Raw genomic sequence first — 16655 nt, 5'->3', positions numbered from 1 at the left:
ATTTAGCCCTATGCTAGATAAGGGTTGTTTTATAGAAAAGGAGTGTAAAAATCATGTCTCGTATTTTATACAGAGTTGAAAATATGATTGGGTATGTTACAATTAACCGCCCAGAGGTGTTAAATTGTTTTGACTATGAAACATTAGAGCGACTACAGGAAATTGTAGCTGCGATTCATCTAGATTCAAATGTAAACATTGTCATTTTTACAGGTGCAGGTGAAAAGGCTTTTAGTGCAGGTGCGGATTTAAAGGAACGGAAAACATTATCAGAGATGCAGGTGAAACGAAATGTAAAGGCGATCCGAGATGTTTTCAATAGTATTGCAAACCTTCCTCAGCCTACTATTGCTGCAGTAAATGGATACGCGTTTGGCGGGGGATTTGAATTAATGCTAGCATGTGATTTTTCTATTGCTGTCGAAGGGGCAAAGATTGGACTTACAGAGACAAGTTGGGCGATTATTCCAGGAGCTGGAGGTACACAGCGATTGCCACGTTTAATTGGAGAGGCAAAAGCTAAAGAACTGATCTTTACAGCAAGGAAAATTGCAGCTCAAGAAGCATATGAACTCGGCATACTTACAAAAGTTGTTGAAAAGAACATGCTCATGCCATCTTGCGAAGCTTTTGCAGCAGAAATGATGAAAAATGGCCCAGTTGCTCTAAAGCAAGCTAAATATGCTATTAGCCAAGGAATGAATGTTGATTTGCAGACGGGATTAGCGATTGAATCAAAAGCTTATGAAGTAACGATACCTACAGAAGACAGGTTAGAAGCCTTGAATGCGTTTAGTGAAAAAAGAATACCAAAGTTTAAAGGAAAATAGCCGCTTCCGTAACAAAATATAATCATGACTTTTGAATGAAAAACGAGTGAAATATTCATACTTGTAGAAGAAAACTATTATTTTTAAAAAGTTCATACCTAATATGAAGGAAAATAATAGTTGCCATGGTTAACAAATATTCGATATGATATTGTTAGATAAATCAAAAAAATGGCTCGTGCATTAGAAGGAAGGCTTAAGAAATAATAACTTTTATTAGTTAAAGAACTTTAACAACTCTTCATCACAATGAATATGAAGGGGTATTAGAGAATATATTTAAGAGCTTTTTAGTACTCCGCTGTATAACATAAAACAGGGTGAGCGAGTAGAAAGAGTGAGGTATTAATGAGTACGAACACACAATCGATGATTTTTACGATTTATGGTGATTATATTCGCCATTATGGTAATAAAATTTGGATCGGCAGTTTAATACGTTTATTAAAGGAGTTTGGACATAACGAACAAGCTGTACGTGTCACTTGTTCACGTATGGTCAAACAAGGATGGCTACAATCTCAAAGAGAAGGAAATAAGAGCTATTATTTTCTAACTCCTCGAGGCGTTAATCGAATTGAAGAAGCAGCGCGGAGAATTTACAAACTAAATCCTCATGAATGGGACGGAAAGTGGAGAATTCTCATGTATACCATTCCAGAGGAAAAAAGACAAATCCGTGATGAGTTTAGAAAAGAGTTAATATGGAGCGGATTTGGAAGTTTTTCAAATGGTTGCTGGTTATCACCTAATAATCTAGAAAAAGAAGTTGAACTATTGATTGATAAATATAATATTGAACAATATGTTGATTTCTTTATATCTGATTATAAGGGACCTCATACAAATCAATCATTAGTAGAAAAGAGCTGGCCATTAGAAGAGATTGAACAAAAATATGAACAGTTTATTGATACGTATAGTAAAACATATATTATCCATCAAAGTGTCATTCAGCGAGGCCAGATGACTGATGCAGAATGTTTTGTAGAGAGAACGAATCTTATCCATGAATATCGAAAATTTCTATTTGTTGATCCTGGCCTTCCAAAAGAACTATTACCAGCACGTTGGATTGGCAATCATGCAGCCTTATTATTCAGCCAGTACTATAAAATGCTAGCTGATCCTGCTAACCAGTTTTTTGAAGACATTTTTCAAAAAGATAATGATTTAAGCCATAAAAGTAAATCATACGATTCTACAGATCATCCTTTAATTAGTGAACAAATTAGAAATTCCTAAGAGATAGCTCTTAGGAATTTTTATTTGCTTAAATTTTTCTTAAACTCATATCCTTTTTGGACATAGGAATCAATAGACAATTGAATAACTTCTAAATCCTTCTCATTTATTTCACGAACAACTTTTCCTGGGGACCCCATAACAAGAGAATGAGGTGGAATGACCTTTCCAGAAGGAATAAGTGAATTAGCACCGATAATACATTCTTCACCAATTTGAGCTCCATCTAATATGGTAGACCCCATTCCAATAATAGAACGTTTTCCAATTGTACATCCATGAAGAATTACATTGTGTCCAATTGTTACTTCATCCTCAACAGTGACTGGGCAGCCAGCGTATAGATGAATTGTTGAATTGTCTTGGATACTACATTTCTTTCCAACCTTGATAGCGCCTTCATCACCGCGTAAAACAGCGTTAAACCAAATAGTCGTTTCTTTTCCGATTTCTACATCTCCTATCACATAAGCCCCTGGCGCTATAAATGCTGTTTTATGAATATCCGGTTCTTTTTCATTATAAGAAATAATCATACTAGGGTCCCCCTTATAGAGAATTTATAATTGTTTTTCCTTTATCTATAGTATAACATTATTATGAGGGGAGTGGTGAAAATGTTACGCTTAACAGAACAATTAAATATTAAATATCCTATTATTCAAGGGGGAATGGGGAATATTAGCAACGCAATTCTCACTGCTGCTGTATCAGAAGCAGGAGGATTAGGTACAATCGGCTGCGGAACGATGACACCAGATCAAGTCGAAGAAATGATTCAAGAAACAAAGAAGAGAACAGATAAACCCTTTGCTGTAAACATTCCTATTACTGTTACACCTTTTTTAGAGGATATCATAAATATTGTCATAGATAGTCACATTCCAGTTGTCTCATTATCAGCAGGAAATCCTGCTTCAATTATTCCGAGACTTCATTCGCACGGTATAAAGGTAATCGTAGTAGTCGCTTCTGTCAAACATGCTAAAAAAGCAGAGAGAGCAGGAGCCGATTTATTAGTAGCAGAGGGGTTTGAAGCAGCCGGAATTAATTCTAATCTTGAACTCACAACATTTACGCTTATTCCACAACTCACTGGATGTGTAGATATCCCTGTAATTGCTGCAGGCGGAATTGGGGATGGAAAAGGTTTGGCAGCAGCTTTAATGTTGGGAGCAAGTGGAGTTCAGATTGGTACCCGTCTGATTGCTACGCAGGAAGCACCATTTCACATGAGCTATAAACAAAAATTAATTCAAGCAAGTGATACAGATACAGTTGTTGTAGGACGTTCGGTAGGGCAGGTAAGAAGAATATTAAATACTCCATATGCAAATAAAATCGTTGAAAAAGAAAATGAAGGGATGATTTTAGAGGAATACAATAAAATGACTTCTGAAAATCTCCATGTTATAGGAGCTCTAAAAGGAGACTTTGTCAATGGATTTATTAACAGTGGACAAGTAGCAGGTTTACTTTCAAATATTCCTAGTGTAAAAGGGTTGTTAGAAAACATGATGAAAGAAGCTTCATCAAGAATTCAACAATCCTTCTCAGCTTTGGAAACATTCACATCTTAAATTATAATCTCGATTGTCTAAAAGGCTTAAAAACTTTGTTTTTTTTGATTCCTATCAACAAGTAAGATTTCTATTTATACAAGTTTTTCAGTTTCCTTTTTTGAAAGCGTTTTAAATATAAGGAACCTCCTAAAGAATGCTGTCTATCTTTGATGTTTGATAGAGGTGTTATTGAATAACCTTTTAAGAGATGGGGATCTTAGAAAATCAATCTTACAGGAAGGCATTATCCTAGTTTTTTAAATTCGTATTTAGAAATATATAATAGTCTTTTTCTCCACCGTATTTAAATTGGAACCATTTTCTATGTGACAGGTGTTTGACTAGTCCTAAAAAGCGGAGGAATGATAATGAAAACAAATATAACGGAACAAGAAATTCATCAGAAATACTATAATGAAATCTTTTCTCTTATGGAACAAGAACCCTTTGCACATTTTCTAGGCATGAAATTAATCCATATGGGAGAAGGTACAGCAACCGCAGAATTGGATATCAAAGATCATATGTTAAATGCACATGGCACAGTCCATGGAGCAATCATCTTTTCTTTAGCAGATTATGTTTTTGCAGCAGCTAGTAATTCTTATGGAAAGACATCTGTTGGGCTATCAACAAATGTTAATTTTATGGCCCCCGGAAAGGTAGGAACGCGTTTAATAGCAAAAGCTGTAGAAGAGAAACGAAATAACCGTACAGGTTGGTATAAAATTAGAGTAGAAAGTGATGGAGAACTTTTAGCTACGATGGACGCTCTAGTTTACCGCAAGAATCATTATTTTGTTCCTGTTGAATAGATAAGGGAACTCCTCCTCTCATCTAAAGATGGGAGGAGGAGTTCTCTTTTTTGTCTATTACATGCAAAAACTTGTAGCAATAATGTTTTATCCCCATAAAAGTAGTGTTCTTTAATCTGATAGATAAGGCTTGTCTTTCACTCAAAAATCAACTATAACCTTGTAAATATGCAATTGACAGAATTGTGTAAAGAAGTTAACATTTATATATGTTAACCAATTTTTATATTAAGTTAACATATATAAGTCCGTAAATATTTTATCATTGAGGTTCAGTTTTAGAATGAAAGTAGGGACAAGAGAATGAGAGATTTACCATATTATAGTGTGAGAATGAGAGCTTCTAAGAGTAAACCACACGAGGAAGGAGGGAAACATATATCAGGTGGGGAACAACTTGTTTTATTTGATGAAATTAGAGAGTCAGTAGATAAGCTACTTCATAAAAGTTTAACCCATTCAAGAGGAAAACCAGACTTTGCGCAAATTCAGTTTGAAGTAGTAGATAAGCCTGTTCAAGTCATTAGTCCTCTACAAGTTACTACACATACTACAAATTCAGTTGAGGAGGGACAGTTATTAGCTCAAAACTTATTAATGAAATGTGGAGTGCCGTTTCCTATTATTCAAAAAGCTTACCTACTAATGGAAGAACATGCGGAACTCAGTGGTGCCATTCTTATCGATAGTAAGACAGGACAACGATTAGATGAAAGTCATCACAATGGAAAAGGGATTCGTGTATCTAGAATGGATTGGCGAGATGAAAACTTTAAGAAATGGAAGAGAGAGATTGCAGTCAATCAAAATGATCGATTGAAAGAAGCTATAACCCTTGCCTCAAAAGTAAGTATGCATCAAGCTACAGTTGCAGAACTATGTTGGTCTGATGATCCGGATTACACGACAGGATATGTGGCTAATAAAAAATTTGGATATCAGCGGATTACAAACCTAAAAGAATATGGGAATGAGCAAGGTTGCCGTATCTTCTTTGTTGATAGCTCTGAAGACATAACGAAATACATAGATTACTTAAAAAAGAACCCTGTTCTTGTTCAATGGGAGGGAAATCATGAGTAGTGAATTAATTGAAAAAAGTAAAAAACATCTTTGGTTACCGTTTACACAAATGAAAGATTATGATGAGAATCCGCTCATTATTGAAAATGGAGAGGGAATAAAGGTTAAAGATGTTTATGGAAAAGAATATTACGATGGCTTTTCTTCAGTATGGCTAAATGTACACGGACATCGTAAACAGGAGCTTGACGATGCTATAAAACGACAGTTAGAAAAAATTGCTCATTCTACTTTGCTTGGTATGACAAATGTGCCAGCGACCGAGCTTGCTGAGAAACTTGTTAACATAAGTCCTAAAAATTTAACCCGTGTTTTTTATTCAGACAGTGGTGCAGAGGCGGTCGAAATTGCTTTGAAAATGGCTTTTCAATATTGGAAAAATGTTGGAAAATCAGAAAAGCAAAAATTTATATCTATGAAAAACGGTTATCATGGAGACACAATTGGGGCCGTTAGCATTGGTTCTATCGATTTATTTCATCATGTATATGGTCCATTAATGTTTGAAAGTTTTAAAGCTCCTATTCCCTATGTATATCGTTCAGAGAGTCAAGACCCTTGTATATGCCGTGACGAATGTCTACAGGCACTTGAACAATTGTTAAAAGAGTACCACCATACAATTGCTGCTTTATCTATTGAATCTATTGTCCAAGGAGCTTCGGGGATTATCGTAATGCCAGAAGGATTTCTTTCAGGCGTACGTGAGCTTTGTACAAAATATGAAGTGTTATTAATTGTTGATGAAGTAGCAACTGGATTTGGTCGTACAGGGAAAATGTTTGCATGTGAGCATGAAAATGTGCAACCAGATTTAATGGCTGCCGGAAAAGGAATTACAGGTGGATATTTACCTATCGCAGTAACGTTTGCAACAGAACGGATTTATGAAGCATTTTATGATGACTATTCAAATATGAAAACCTTTTTTCATGGTCATTCCTATACAGGGAATCAACTTGGCTGTGCTGTCGCTCTCGAAAATTTAAGGTTATTTGAAGTGGAAGATATAGTAGAAAAAGTTGCCGAGAAGAGTGAAAGCCTTAAACAACTGCTTAACACACTATACGAACTATCTCATGTCGGGGATGTTCGCCAACTTGGCTTTATGTGTGGTATTGAACTTGTTCAATCTAAAGAAACGAGACAACCTTTTCCGTCAGATAAGAGAATAGGTTACAAAGTCTCTTTAAAGATGAGGGAGCTTGGAATGCTAACTCGTCCGCTTGGAGATGTTATCGTTCTTATGCCGCCACTTGTAAGTACAGTAGAAGATTTAAAAGAAATGATCGAGATTATAAAGCAAGCGATTACGGAGGTAACGAATGGTGTCCTTCAATGATGAGCTTGAAAATCGCCTTTTACAAATGAAGGAAAAAGGATTATATAGAACACTAAAAACAATGCAAAGTGCTCCGGAAACAGAGGTAGATATTGATGGAAGAAAACAACTTGTTTGTTCTTCTAATAATTATCTAGGTCTTTCTAATGATAGACGTCTAATTAGAGCAGCTCAAGATGGTATAGAAACGTTTGGCGTAGGAAGTAGTGGAGCTCGTTTAACAACTGGCAATACATTATTGCACGAAAGGTTAGAAAAAAAGTTAGCATCCTTTAAAAAAACGGAATCTGCTTTATTGTTTTCAAGCGGCTATCTTGCAAATATTGGGGTATTATCTTCTATTCCAGAAAAAAGCGATATCATTTTAAGTGACCAACTCAATCATGCTAGCATTATTGATGGCTGTCGATTGTCAAGAGCACATACAGTCATTTATGAGCATGTTAATATGGTTGATCTTGAAAAGAAATTAGAAGATACTGGGCAATATGAGCGGCGTTTTATTGTAACAGACAGTGTTTTTAGTATGGATGGAACTCTAGCTCCTTTACCTGAAATTATGAAACTAGCAGAGAAGTATAAAGCGTATGTAATTGTAGATGATGCTCATGCAACAGGTGTGCTAGGAAAAACAGGAGGCGGAACAAGTGAACATTTTCATGTTCATCCAGACATTATTATTGGAACGCTAAGCAAAGCTGTAGGAACAGAAGGTGGATTTGTAGCAGGTTCACACACACTTATTGATTTTCTACGAAACCATGCTCGTACCTTTATTTTTCAGACCGCTATGTCACCGGCTATCTGTGCTGCTTCATACGCTGCCCTTAAAATTATTGAAAAAAGTGATGAAAAACGGAATCGATTATTTGGAGCTGTTGGGGAAATAACGAAGGGATTAAAGGGTATGGGCTTTAATGTAAAAGGAGGGATGACGCCGGTCGTAGCTGTTCTGATCGGCGACTCTACAAAGGCTGTTTCCTTTTCGCAAAGATTACAAAGAAAAGGAATTTATACTTCTGCCATTCGTCCCCCTACTGTTGCAGCAGGGCAAAGTAGAATACGGATAACGATAACATCAGAATACAAGGATAGCGAGATAGAGAGGATATTAGAAAGTTTCTATGTAACGGGAAAGGAGATGAAGGTGATTTGAAATTCGGATTCTTTGTAACAGGAACAGATACAGAAGTAGGAAAGACCATTGTTTCTTGTGCTTTAGCCTTACTGTTAAAAAAGCACAAAGGAAATGTTGGAGTGTTTAAGCCATTTTTAAGTGGGGTAAGTCGAGATGACGTTAACAGTGATACAAGTTTATTGAAAGTTATGTCAGGAACTAAGCTCTCGCATGAAGAAATTACTCCGTTTGCATTTAAAGAACCTCTTTCTCCTTATACAGCCGGAAAGTTAGAAGGAAAAGAAGTAGGGCTCAATGAAGTGATGACAAGATGGAATGATATAAAACCTATATATAACTCTTTTATTGTCGAAGGAGCAGGAGGAATTTCCGTTCAGCTTGGTCAACATTTTTTAGTTAGTGATTTGATTAAATCGATAAACCTTCCCATTGTTATTGTCACTCGTCCTAATCTTGGGACGCTAAACCATACTTTCCTAACTGTTCATTATGCTAAAAGTCAAGGGATAAAGATTGCAGGTATTATCATCAATGGAATGAGTGATAACCCAGGACTAGATGAACAAACAAACCCTATCTCAATAGAAGAGATGTGCGGTGTCCCTATTTTAGGAATTGTCCCAAAACTTAAGGAGATAACAAAAGAAAATATCGAAATGGTAGTGAATCAACATCTTGATACGAAACTTATTATAAATAGGATGGAACAGCAATACGAATAAGTACTTTGTTTTCAAGAGGTGAATTGTTCATTATAAAGATAGAAGCTTCATCTTTATTAAACTATTTTACGAGTGAATTTTAGTAGAGGAAAAGTAAAAACGAGCAGTCGAGTGAATTTCGGCTGCTTATTTATTTTAAAATAACCAAGGAGGATAACATGAAAATAAATACTACAAATATAGAGTCATTTTCTTTCAATACTTTGGAGTTTTTTCAAAATCCATATCCATTTTATGAAGAGATGCGATCCATTAATCCTATTTATAAAAGTACATTATTAAAATATCAAGGCTGGTACATAACAGGATATGAAGAAACGGTAAAAGTCCTTAAAGATTCAAGATTCCATAGCCGTCCTCCTATTCCGGCTTTTTCTCGCAACTACGAGAATCTTAGAAGAATTCAAGAGAATATGATGTTATTTACTAATCCACAGCATCATAGACGATTACGCTCTCTTGTTACTAAATTTTTTACACCAAATATTATAAACGAATGCCATCCTTTTATAGAGAAAACAGTAGATGAACTCATAGATCAAGTGATTTGTAGAGGAACTATGGAAGTTGTATCTGACTTTGCTTTCCCTTTAGCAAGTTCTGTTATTGCTAAAATATTAGGAGTGCCAGTAAAGGATCGTCCCTTATTTAAAGAATGGACGGCTAGTTTTATTCAATCCATTGATTTTATGAGATCTCCGAAAACGTTAGGGAATAGTCGCAAAGTAACGGAAGAAATAATAGCCTATTTCAAAAAAATAATTAAAGCGAGAGAACAAGCACCAAAAGAAGATTTGATTAGTAAATTAATTCAGGAAAAACAGAGAGAAGAGAAATTAAGTTATGATGAACTCATAGCAACATGTGTTTTACTCTTAATTGCTGGGCACGAAACAACTGTTAATCTTATTAGTAGTTCTATCTTTTTACTAATTCAGAACCCAAGGCAATTAGAGAAATTACAAGATGACTCAAAATTAATAACAACAGCCCTAGAAGAGTTTTTAAGATTTGAAAGTCCTGCACAGCTCATTGCTCGTACTGCTTCAGAAGATATTACCGTGAATGAGGCTGTTATTCGGAAAGGAGAACAAGTCTATTTATTTTTAGGAGCTGCTAATCGGGATTCTAGAAAGTTCCGGAGTCCTCATCAGCTTGATATTACAAGAAATCCAAATCCCCATCTTGCTTTTGGTCACAGTAGTCATTTCTGCTTGGGGTCTTCCTTAGCACGTCTAGAAGCTAAAATTGCGATCGAACGACTTTTACAAAAAGTACGAAATTTACAAGCGGTAGATGGCAATGGTCATTACCGAAAAATTATTGGCTTCAAATCTTTAGTAGAATTGCACGTAACATTTGATTCGTTTCCAGATGAGAATTTTATTTAAGTATTAGATATATTGGATTTTCTTGTATATACAAGTATAGTTGTGGTGAAGCAATTATATTAAGAGGAAGGAAGAAAGAAATGAAATCTGAAAAAGAGAAAATGTTAGCGGGGGAATTGTACCAGTCAGATGATATGGAGTTAGGAGAAGATCGAAAAAAAGCACGAAAACTATTGAAAATATATAATGATAACATTGAGATGAGTGATGAAGAAAAAGGAGAGATTTTAGGAGAGCTGTTTGGTTCAGGAGGTGAGCATGCTAATATTGAACCACCTTTTCGCTGTGATTATGGTTACAACATACATATAGGTAAAAACTTTTTTATGAATTTTGAATGTGTCCTTCTCGATGTATGTGAGATTCGAATTGGAGATAACTGTTTTATTGCTCCAGGCGTCCATATTTATACAGCTACACATCCATTAGATCCTCACGAACGAAATACAGCAGGAGAGTATGGAATCCCTGTTACAATTGGAAACAACGTTTGGATTGGTGGAAGAGCAATCATTAATCCAGGGATAAAAGTTGGTCATAATGTTGTTATTGCTTCTGGAGCAGTTGTGACGAAAGATGTGCCTGACAATGTCGTAGTTGGAGGAAATCCAGCCCGAATTATTAAAAAGCTTGACGTTCCTTCACTATAAGCAACAACGATATGAACATAAGCCAAAAAAGAAAACCTTTTGAAGGTTTTCTTTTTTTACTTTTTGAACAAAGAAAGAGGTTACCTTATACAGGACGAAATTTACTATGTTACCATTAAAGGGAAGGGAGAGGTTGGAATGCTAGGTCTGATTGGTTTTGTTATTGTTCTTGTAACGATTTTGTCTCTAGATACGCAGATGAGGAAAATCGTAAAGCAGAATGAGAGAATTATTGAAATTCTTGAAGAAAAGAAGGAGAAGTAATTTGTTTTTAAGCTTGAATTTTTTAGAAAGTGAAGGTGAAAAGATGTTTGAAATTAACATTATAAATCAATATTGGCTAGGAGAGGAAATTCACGATTTATGCTCCCATGGAGAACTTTATATAAAAGTAGGAGATGTGATGATCACAAACTCTGGTAGGGATGAAGAGTGGGGGATTAGTACTTCTGCATTAACTTTACTGCGTACGCTCTATGAAGAACCTTCTTTTACATACCAAGAGATAGATCCTGAACGTGATGAACCGCTTATTACCCACTGTGGAAATGTTTCATCACCAGGATGTCCAATCTCAATTTATTGGGGAGTACAGCACATGGAGGGAGAGATTATCCTATCTAATTTTGTAAAGTTTACGACAACAAGCTATAAGGAAGGAGTTGTAGACTATAAAGGTTTAAAGGTAAAAATCAGTAAAGAAGAGTATCGAGAGGAAATTGTCGTATTTGCATTAGAAGTGAAAGCGTTCTTTGAACAGTCACAGAAGAAAATAATAGAGGATGAAGATGAACGAGAAAGCTACAAGGCATTTTGGGAAGAATACAATACATTACTCGAAAAAGCTCATTCTGCTTAAAAAGAGCAAGTCCTTTGTGGAAAAGGCCTGCTCTTTTTTTAATACTCTCTTTTCTTTCCTTTTTTTACAGCTTCCCAGTCTCCTTCAATATTCTTTCTTATCCGTTGAACAAGCTGAAACACTTCCTTTCGTTCTTGCTCCGAGAACCCTGTTAAAGCTACTTTCTCAGAATGATCTCCTTCTCGTCTTAAAAACGGATAAACTTCTCTTCCTTTCTCTGTTGGAAAGAGTTTCTTAATTTTCTTATTGTGATAATCATCTTTCTTTTCGATAAATCCTTCCGTTTCGAGCTTTTTTATAGACCGAGCAGCAGTTGTGCGGTCTACTTTAATCATTTCCGCTAACTTTTCTTGAATAATGCCAGGATGTTCACAAATACGCACAAGATATAAGTATTGTCCTTTTGTTAAGTTGTGTTCTTTAAACTCAATATTGCTAATAGAGTCAAGTGCTCTTGCAATCATTCCAATTTCTCTTAAAACATCATCCACAAAAAAACCTCCATTTTATATTTTTGTTGCATTTACAACAAAAATATTTTCTTGTATACTTTATAGGGATAATAAATTCATTATGAAGGATGTTCATTGATAAATCTAGAAAAGGTGGGGTTAAAATGACAGCAAAGAAAATTACAACAAAAGATGAGTTAGAGACTGCGTTCTATATTAGAAAAGAGGTATTTGTGAGTGAACAAGGAGTATCACTAGCAGACGAGTTTGATCAATATGATCAACTGAATAATGGTTGTGATCATATTCTCGTCTATTATAACGGAGAGCCTGTTGGTACAGGACGTGTACGCGTTGTAGAAGGAGTTGGGAAGCTAGAACGAATTTGTATCTTAAAAGAATATCGAAAATATGGCCTTGGAAAAGTCATTATAGAAGCTCTTGAAAGAATCGTAGAAGAGCATGGCGTTTCGTCTGTAAAACTGCACGGACAAGTGCAAGCACAAGGGTTTTATACTAAGTTAGGGTATGATGCTTCTTCAACTGTTTTTATGGAAGATGGTATTCCACACATTTTAATGGTTAAAGAGTTCGTTCACTCATGATAAAAAGGAAAGTAAATGCTTTTACACTTGTTTTTTATAGTATAGGCATTCTTCTCTTAACTTTAGGAATTTCTCTTACGATAAAAGCAAACCTTGGAACGTCACCTTTTGATGCTCTTTTAGTTGGCCTATCCCATAACATTGGCTTAACAGTTGGAAGTTGGGAAGTTGTGATTTCCTTCGTTCTTATCTTCACAAATGCATGTTTAAAAAAGCAAAAGCCAAAATTTTTAGGATTAGTGACCGCTTTTATGACAGGAGTTTGTATTGATTTTTGGCTTTTTTTGATCAAAACACTTGAAAATCCTAGCCAATTTCTAGTTTTCACGGTAGGCTTAATTATTATAGGGATTGGAACAGCGGTTTATCTTCATACAAACTTTGCTCCAATTCCACTTGATCATCTTATGCTTATTATAACTGAACGAACTGGAATAAGTATTAGGCTATCTAAAACTGTTTTGTATGTTACCTTTTTACTTCTTGCATTTTTGCTACATGGTCCAATTGGAATCGGAACGCTCCTTACAGTAGGGCTTGGCGGACCTCTTCTACAGTTTTTTATGCCGTTAACAAGAAAATGGCTTTTCAAAAAAACAGAGGGGATTCTCCTTTCACCTTTAGAAGAAAAAGAATAGTTTGTATGAAAACGGGAGAGTGAGTAGGGGGAAATAGAGTGAAAGAAGAATACTTAAAAATATTTGATGAAAACCAAGTGCACATTGGTGAGAAAACCAGAGATGAGGTTCATAAGAAAGGATACTGGCACGAAACCTTTCACTGCTGGTTTGTTAGTGAATATGAAGGAGAGATTTATCTTTATTTTCAAATTCGAAGCAAAGAGAAAAAAGATTATCCGAATTTGTTAGATATTACAGCAGCAGGTCACCTATTAGCACATGAAAAAGTTATGGATGGCATCAGGGAAGTAGAAGAGGAGCTTGGCGTTGAAGTAGAGTTCAACAACCTTCTCTCGCTCGGCGTTATTCCATATAGCGTGTCACTTCCACATTTTATTGACAAAGAGCTAGCACATGTTTTCGTGTATAAAACTCAGCACACATTTGAAGGATATACCCTTCAGCAAGAGGAAGTTTCAGGTCTTGTAAGAGCCAAACTTTCTTCTGTTGTTGAGCTTTGGTTAGGTCAAACGGATAGTATTGATGTGGAAGGATTTCAAACACATCAAAAAGGTGAGAAAACCCCGATTAATAAAGTCTTTTATTGGGAAGAATTTGTTCAACATAAGCCATTTTACTATAAAAAAATCATCCATGAACTGCATAAAACATTTCATTTCTAGCTTAAAAAAATCAGGTTGATTCCTAATTAATTAGGAATCAACCTGATTTTTTACCGTAAGAAAAACGATAGCCGAACCATATCTTGACAGCGGATGCCGTTTTCAAATAATGGTTCTTTGTAATTTTCTAAAAAGAAGTTGCGTTCAATACCTGTCATGCGAAAACCGCACTTTTGATAAAAAGCAAGCTGATTTATACTTGAATTTCCTGTTCCAACTTCAATGATTTCGTAGCCCTGTTCTTTTGTACTTTGAAGGACATGCTGAATTAATTTTTTGCCAATTCCTTTTCCATGAAGATGTTCTTTCACTGCGATATTCACAAGTTCAATACTCTTTTCATTTTTTTCTTCTAAAATGTAAGCTCCGATTATTTCCTTATCTTTTTCCGCTACAAAACAAACCCCTTTTTCTAGATGTTCCTTCACTTTTTCTTGAGAAGGATCTGCAAGTAAGAGCAAAGAAAAAGGAGGCGTTTCCTCTCTGTGTAAGCTTCTTATTATCACAACAACACTTCCTTTTACAATTTGTATTTGTCATCCATTCTTCTTGAAGGAAATGGAATAGTGAGATAAAATTTACAGTATATCACTATTTTACTTCATGTAAGGAGTTTTGAACTTGCTAAAAAATAAAAGGGTAATTGTAACTGGAGCAGGAGCAGGTATTGGAAAAGAGATTGTGAGACTTTGCTTAGAGGAAGAGGCTTCAATTATTGCTTGTGACGTGAATGAGGAAGCTTTAGTAGAGCTAGAAAGATCAATGAAAAATATCAACTTATCTACATATACAGTAGACGTTAGTTCTTATAAAGAAGTTGTTCGCTTTTTTGAATGGATTGATGAAAGAGGTGTGGAAGTACATGCCCTAGTAAATAATGCAGGGATTTATCTTGCGCAAAATATATTAGAGTATACTGAAGAAAGCATTGATTCTGTATTAAATATTAATGTTAAAGGAGCCGTCTATTTTTTACAGCTTTTTGCAAAGAAGCTGATGGGGAATAATGAAAAGGGAACAATTGTGAATATGTCGTCAGTATCAGGAATGGAAGGAAGCTCTGATGCCATTTATGGGATGTCGAAAGCCGCTATCTTAGGATTAACAAAAAGCTGTGCCGTAAACTTCTCCCCACATATTAGAGTAAATGCTGTTGCGCCCACAATGGTTGATACAACGATGATGAAGAGTATTCCAAAATGGCGAAAGCAAGAATATTGGAACAGTCAGCTCATCCAAACACCTGTTACAGCTAGGGATGTAGCTGAAACGGTTCTTTTTCTCTTATCTGACAAATCTAAGCACTATACAGGAGCAACATTTGATCTCAACAATGGAGGATATTTAAGATAGAATTCATAATAAAAAGAAGAAACCTATATTTTAATCACTTGTTGAAATATATGGAAGATAGTTTTATAATGATAGCTGTTAGACCTTTCTAACATTGAGCAGAGTTTAGTAGAGTAGAGGAGAGATCGTAAAGATGAGTAAAAATGTATTTTATGAACAAGTTGGAGTTGCTATGACGTGCAGATCTTACGAAGAGTATGAAAAGATGTTCGACTTGAAGATGGAACAATTTAAAGCCGAAAAAGTGTTAGACGTGGCTGCAGGAGCTTCTCCTTTCACAGCAAGCGCTTATCGTAAGGGATATGATGCTTACGCAGTAGATCCTTTGTACAATCTATCTGCACGAGAGATGAGAAAACACGGCGAAGAAGAAATCCAAGAAGCTAGTCGTAAGCTTAAAAAAGGAGCTCATACTCTTTTATGGGATTCCTATAAGACGCTAGAAGAACATGATAAAATTCGAAGAAACTCGTTTTCTTTATTTATGGAGCAATATATGCAAAATGAAAAAGATCAACGCTTTTTTCACGGAGCGCTCCCGCATTTGCCTTTTTCAGATCAAACCTTTTCTCTCTTGTTGTGCAATCATTTTCTTTTTTTATATGAAGCACAATTTGATTTCAACTTTCACGTAACAGCAATGAAAGAAATGATTAGAGTAACGAAAAAAGGCGGATAAATTCGAATTTATCCGCTTGTTGGATTTAATCATGAGATTTATCCATATTTAAATAGTCTAATCGAAACGCTAGAAAACGAGCACGTGAAAATAAAGCTCCTTCCAACAACATTTCGATTTATGCCAAAAGCAACCGAAATGCTCGTTATTTATAAAAAATAGAAGAAAAAAGCTTCCTATTTTAAAATGGAGAGCTTTTTCATTTAATCAAAGATTATTTTCGTATAGATTGTCGCTTATTTGACTACTTATTGTGCCTCTGAGTTATTTCGTTCTTTTACTGGAGCAAATAAAGCGCAAATGAGAAAGACTATCCTTACGCAAAGTGTATGTATTATTGAATGGTCAATAACATTTCTAGTTCCTAATCTAGAGCGGCTTCTTTATTTTTTCAATTATTCCACCAAAAGCATTCGTTAAAGTATATATGTTTTAGAGGACGTTCGTAATTAATGTTAGACTTAAACAGACATTGAAAAGGATGTATTTCTTTTAAAACTTATCTGTCTGTAGAAGTACACTTTTATGGACGTTCACTTTGCGAACTATCTCGTCGTGTTCACATTTCATGGAGTAAAAAGGTAATGAATGGATATAAAAATTATGCTCGTTCATAATAGAAAAAA

Annotated in this window: 20 protein-coding genes; 17 read left to right on the top strand and 3 right to left on the bottom strand. The window is 35.3% G+C overall.

All coding sequences use genetic code 11. The annotated features are described in order from the left end of the window. Positions 1-53 precede the first annotated feature (53 nt). Complete coding sequence (locus MOC86_RS26860) at positions 54-830, top strand: enoyl-CoA hydratase-related protein (RefSeq protein WP_268586940.1); 777 nt, start codon at positions 54-56, stop codon at positions 828-830. A 348-nt stretch (positions 831-1178) separates the two neighbouring features. Continuing rightward, the gene (gene paaX, locus MOC86_RS26855; RefSeq protein WP_019394474.1) at positions 1179-2075 is read left to right on the top strand and encodes a phenylacetic acid degradation operon negative regulatory protein PaaX; all 897 of its coding nucleotides are present in this window, start codon (positions 1179-1181) and stop codon (positions 2073-2075) included. Positions 2076-2095: 20 nt separating this feature from the next. Here the strand turns inward: paaX and MOC86_RS26850 are convergent, their stop codons facing one another. Then, entirely contained in the window at positions 2096-2611 is a 516-nt protein-coding gene (locus MOC86_RS26850) for a gamma carbonic anhydrase family protein (RefSeq protein ID WP_268586939.1), read from the bottom strand. Between the two features lie 81 nt (positions 2612-2692). Here MOC86_RS26850 and MOC86_RS26845 point away from each other — a divergent pair, with 81 nt between their 5' ends. From MOC86_RS26845 to MOC86_RS26800, 10 genes are all read left to right on the top strand, one after another. Next, positions 2693-3655, top strand: coding sequence for an NAD(P)H-dependent flavin oxidoreductase (locus tag MOC86_RS26845; RefSeq protein WP_268586938.1), 963 nt, complete (start codon positions 2693-2695; stop codon positions 3653-3655). 344 nt (positions 3656-3999) lie between these two features. Then, positions 4000-4452, top strand: a complete 453-nt coding sequence (locus MOC86_RS26840) for a PaaI family thioesterase (protein ID WP_419146698.1) — start codon at positions 4000-4002, stop codon at positions 4450-4452. Positions 4453-4755: 303 nt separating this feature from the next. Then, the gene (locus MOC86_RS26835) at positions 4756-5535 is read left to right on the top strand and encodes a 6-carboxyhexanoate--CoA ligase (RefSeq protein WP_268586936.1); all 780 of its coding nucleotides are present in this window, start codon (positions 4756-4758) and stop codon (positions 5533-5535) included. Beyond that, positions 5528-6877: an adenosylmethionine--8-amino-7-oxononanoate transaminase gene (gene bioA / locus MOC86_RS26830; RefSeq protein WP_268586935.1), complete on the top strand. Its 1350-nt coding sequence runs from the start codon at positions 5528-5530 to the stop codon at positions 6875-6877. The genes MOC86_RS26835 and bioA overlap by 8 nt, the downstream gene beginning before the upstream one ends. Beyond that, entirely contained in the window at positions 6864-8033 is a 1170-nt protein-coding gene (gene bioF / locus MOC86_RS26825; protein WP_419146697.1) for an 8-amino-7-oxononanoate synthase, read from the top strand. The genes bioA and bioF overlap by 14 nt, the downstream gene beginning before the upstream one ends. Then, positions 8030-8737, top strand: a complete 708-nt coding sequence (bioD, locus tag MOC86_RS26820) for a dethiobiotin synthase (RefSeq protein ID WP_268586933.1) — start codon at positions 8030-8032, stop codon at positions 8735-8737. Before bioF ends, bioD begins: the two co-directional genes overlap by 4 nt. A gap of 158 nt (positions 8738-8895) precedes the next feature. Beyond that, positions 8896-10128: a cytochrome P450 gene (locus tag MOC86_RS26815; protein WP_268586932.1), complete on the top strand. Its 1233-nt coding sequence runs from the start codon at positions 8896-8898 to the stop codon at positions 10126-10128. Between the two features lie 80 nt (positions 10129-10208). Continuing rightward, positions 10209-10778 (top strand): maltose acetyltransferase domain-containing protein, encoded by a 570-nt coding sequence (locus MOC86_RS26810; RefSeq protein WP_268586931.1) that lies wholly within the window; start codon positions 10209-10211, stop codon positions 10776-10778. A 138-nt stretch (positions 10779-10916) separates the two neighbouring features. Continuing rightward, positions 10917-11042: a hypothetical protein gene (locus MOC86_RS26805; protein ID WP_268586930.1), complete on the top strand. Its 126-nt coding sequence runs from the start codon at positions 10917-10919 to the stop codon at positions 11040-11042. A gap of 1 nt (position 11043) precedes the next feature. Further along, entirely contained in the window at positions 11044-11637 is a 594-nt protein-coding gene (locus MOC86_RS26800; protein ID WP_268586929.1) for a hypothetical protein, read from the top strand. Positions 11638-11675: 38 nt separating this feature from the next. Here the strand turns inward: MOC86_RS26800 and MOC86_RS26795 are convergent, their stop codons facing one another. Further along, entirely contained in the window at positions 11676-12128 is a 453-nt protein-coding gene (locus MOC86_RS26795; RefSeq protein WP_268586928.1) for a MarR family winged helix-turn-helix transcriptional regulator, read from the bottom strand. A gap of 125 nt (positions 12129-12253) precedes the next feature. Here MOC86_RS26795 and MOC86_RS26790 point away from each other — a divergent pair, with 125 nt between their 5' ends. The 3 genes from MOC86_RS26790 to MOC86_RS26780 are packed head-to-tail and all read left to right on the top strand — an operon-like array spanning position 12254 to position 13997. Next, entirely contained in the window at positions 12254-12694 is a 441-nt protein-coding gene (locus MOC86_RS26790; RefSeq protein ID WP_268586927.1) for a GNAT family N-acetyltransferase, read from the top strand. Beyond that, a complete protein-coding gene (locus tag MOC86_RS26785; protein WP_268586926.1) occupies positions 12691-13332 on the top strand; it encodes a YczE/YyaS/YitT family protein in 642 nt (213 codons plus the stop codon). The genes MOC86_RS26790 and MOC86_RS26785 overlap by 4 nt, the downstream gene beginning before the upstream one ends. Positions 13333-13370: 38 nt before the next feature. Next, entirely contained in the window at positions 13371-13997 is a 627-nt protein-coding gene (locus tag MOC86_RS26780; protein ID WP_268586925.1) for an NUDIX hydrolase, read from the top strand. 50 nt (positions 13998-14047) lie between these two features. Here the strand turns inward: MOC86_RS26780 and MOC86_RS26775 are convergent, their stop codons facing one another. Continuing rightward, the gene (locus MOC86_RS26775) at positions 14048-14503 is read right to left on the bottom strand and encodes a GNAT family N-acetyltransferase (protein WP_268586924.1); all 456 of its coding nucleotides are present in this window, start codon (positions 14501-14503) and stop codon (positions 14048-14050) included. A gap of 115 nt (positions 14504-14618) precedes the next feature. On the opposite strand from MOC86_RS26775, the gene MOC86_RS26770 reads away from it, so the two are divergent. After that, positions 14619-15350, top strand: a complete 732-nt coding sequence (locus MOC86_RS26770; protein WP_268586923.1) for an SDR family NAD(P)-dependent oxidoreductase — start codon at positions 14619-14621, stop codon at positions 15348-15350. A 133-nt stretch (positions 15351-15483) separates the two neighbouring features. Further along, complete coding sequence (locus MOC86_RS26765; protein WP_268586922.1) at positions 15484-16029, top strand: class I SAM-dependent methyltransferase; 546 nt, start codon at positions 15484-15486, stop codon at positions 16027-16029. Positions 16030-16655 lie beyond the last annotated feature (626 nt).

The sequence above is a fragment of the Priestia endophytica genome (assembly GCF_026790145.1).
GTDB classification, from domain to species: domain Bacteria; phylum Bacillota; class Bacilli; order Bacillales; family Bacillaceae_H; genus Bacillus_I; species Bacillus_I endophytica_A.
The sequence above is the reverse complement of the archived record's forward strand: the minus strand, read 5'-3'. Positions and strand labels throughout refer to the sequence as shown.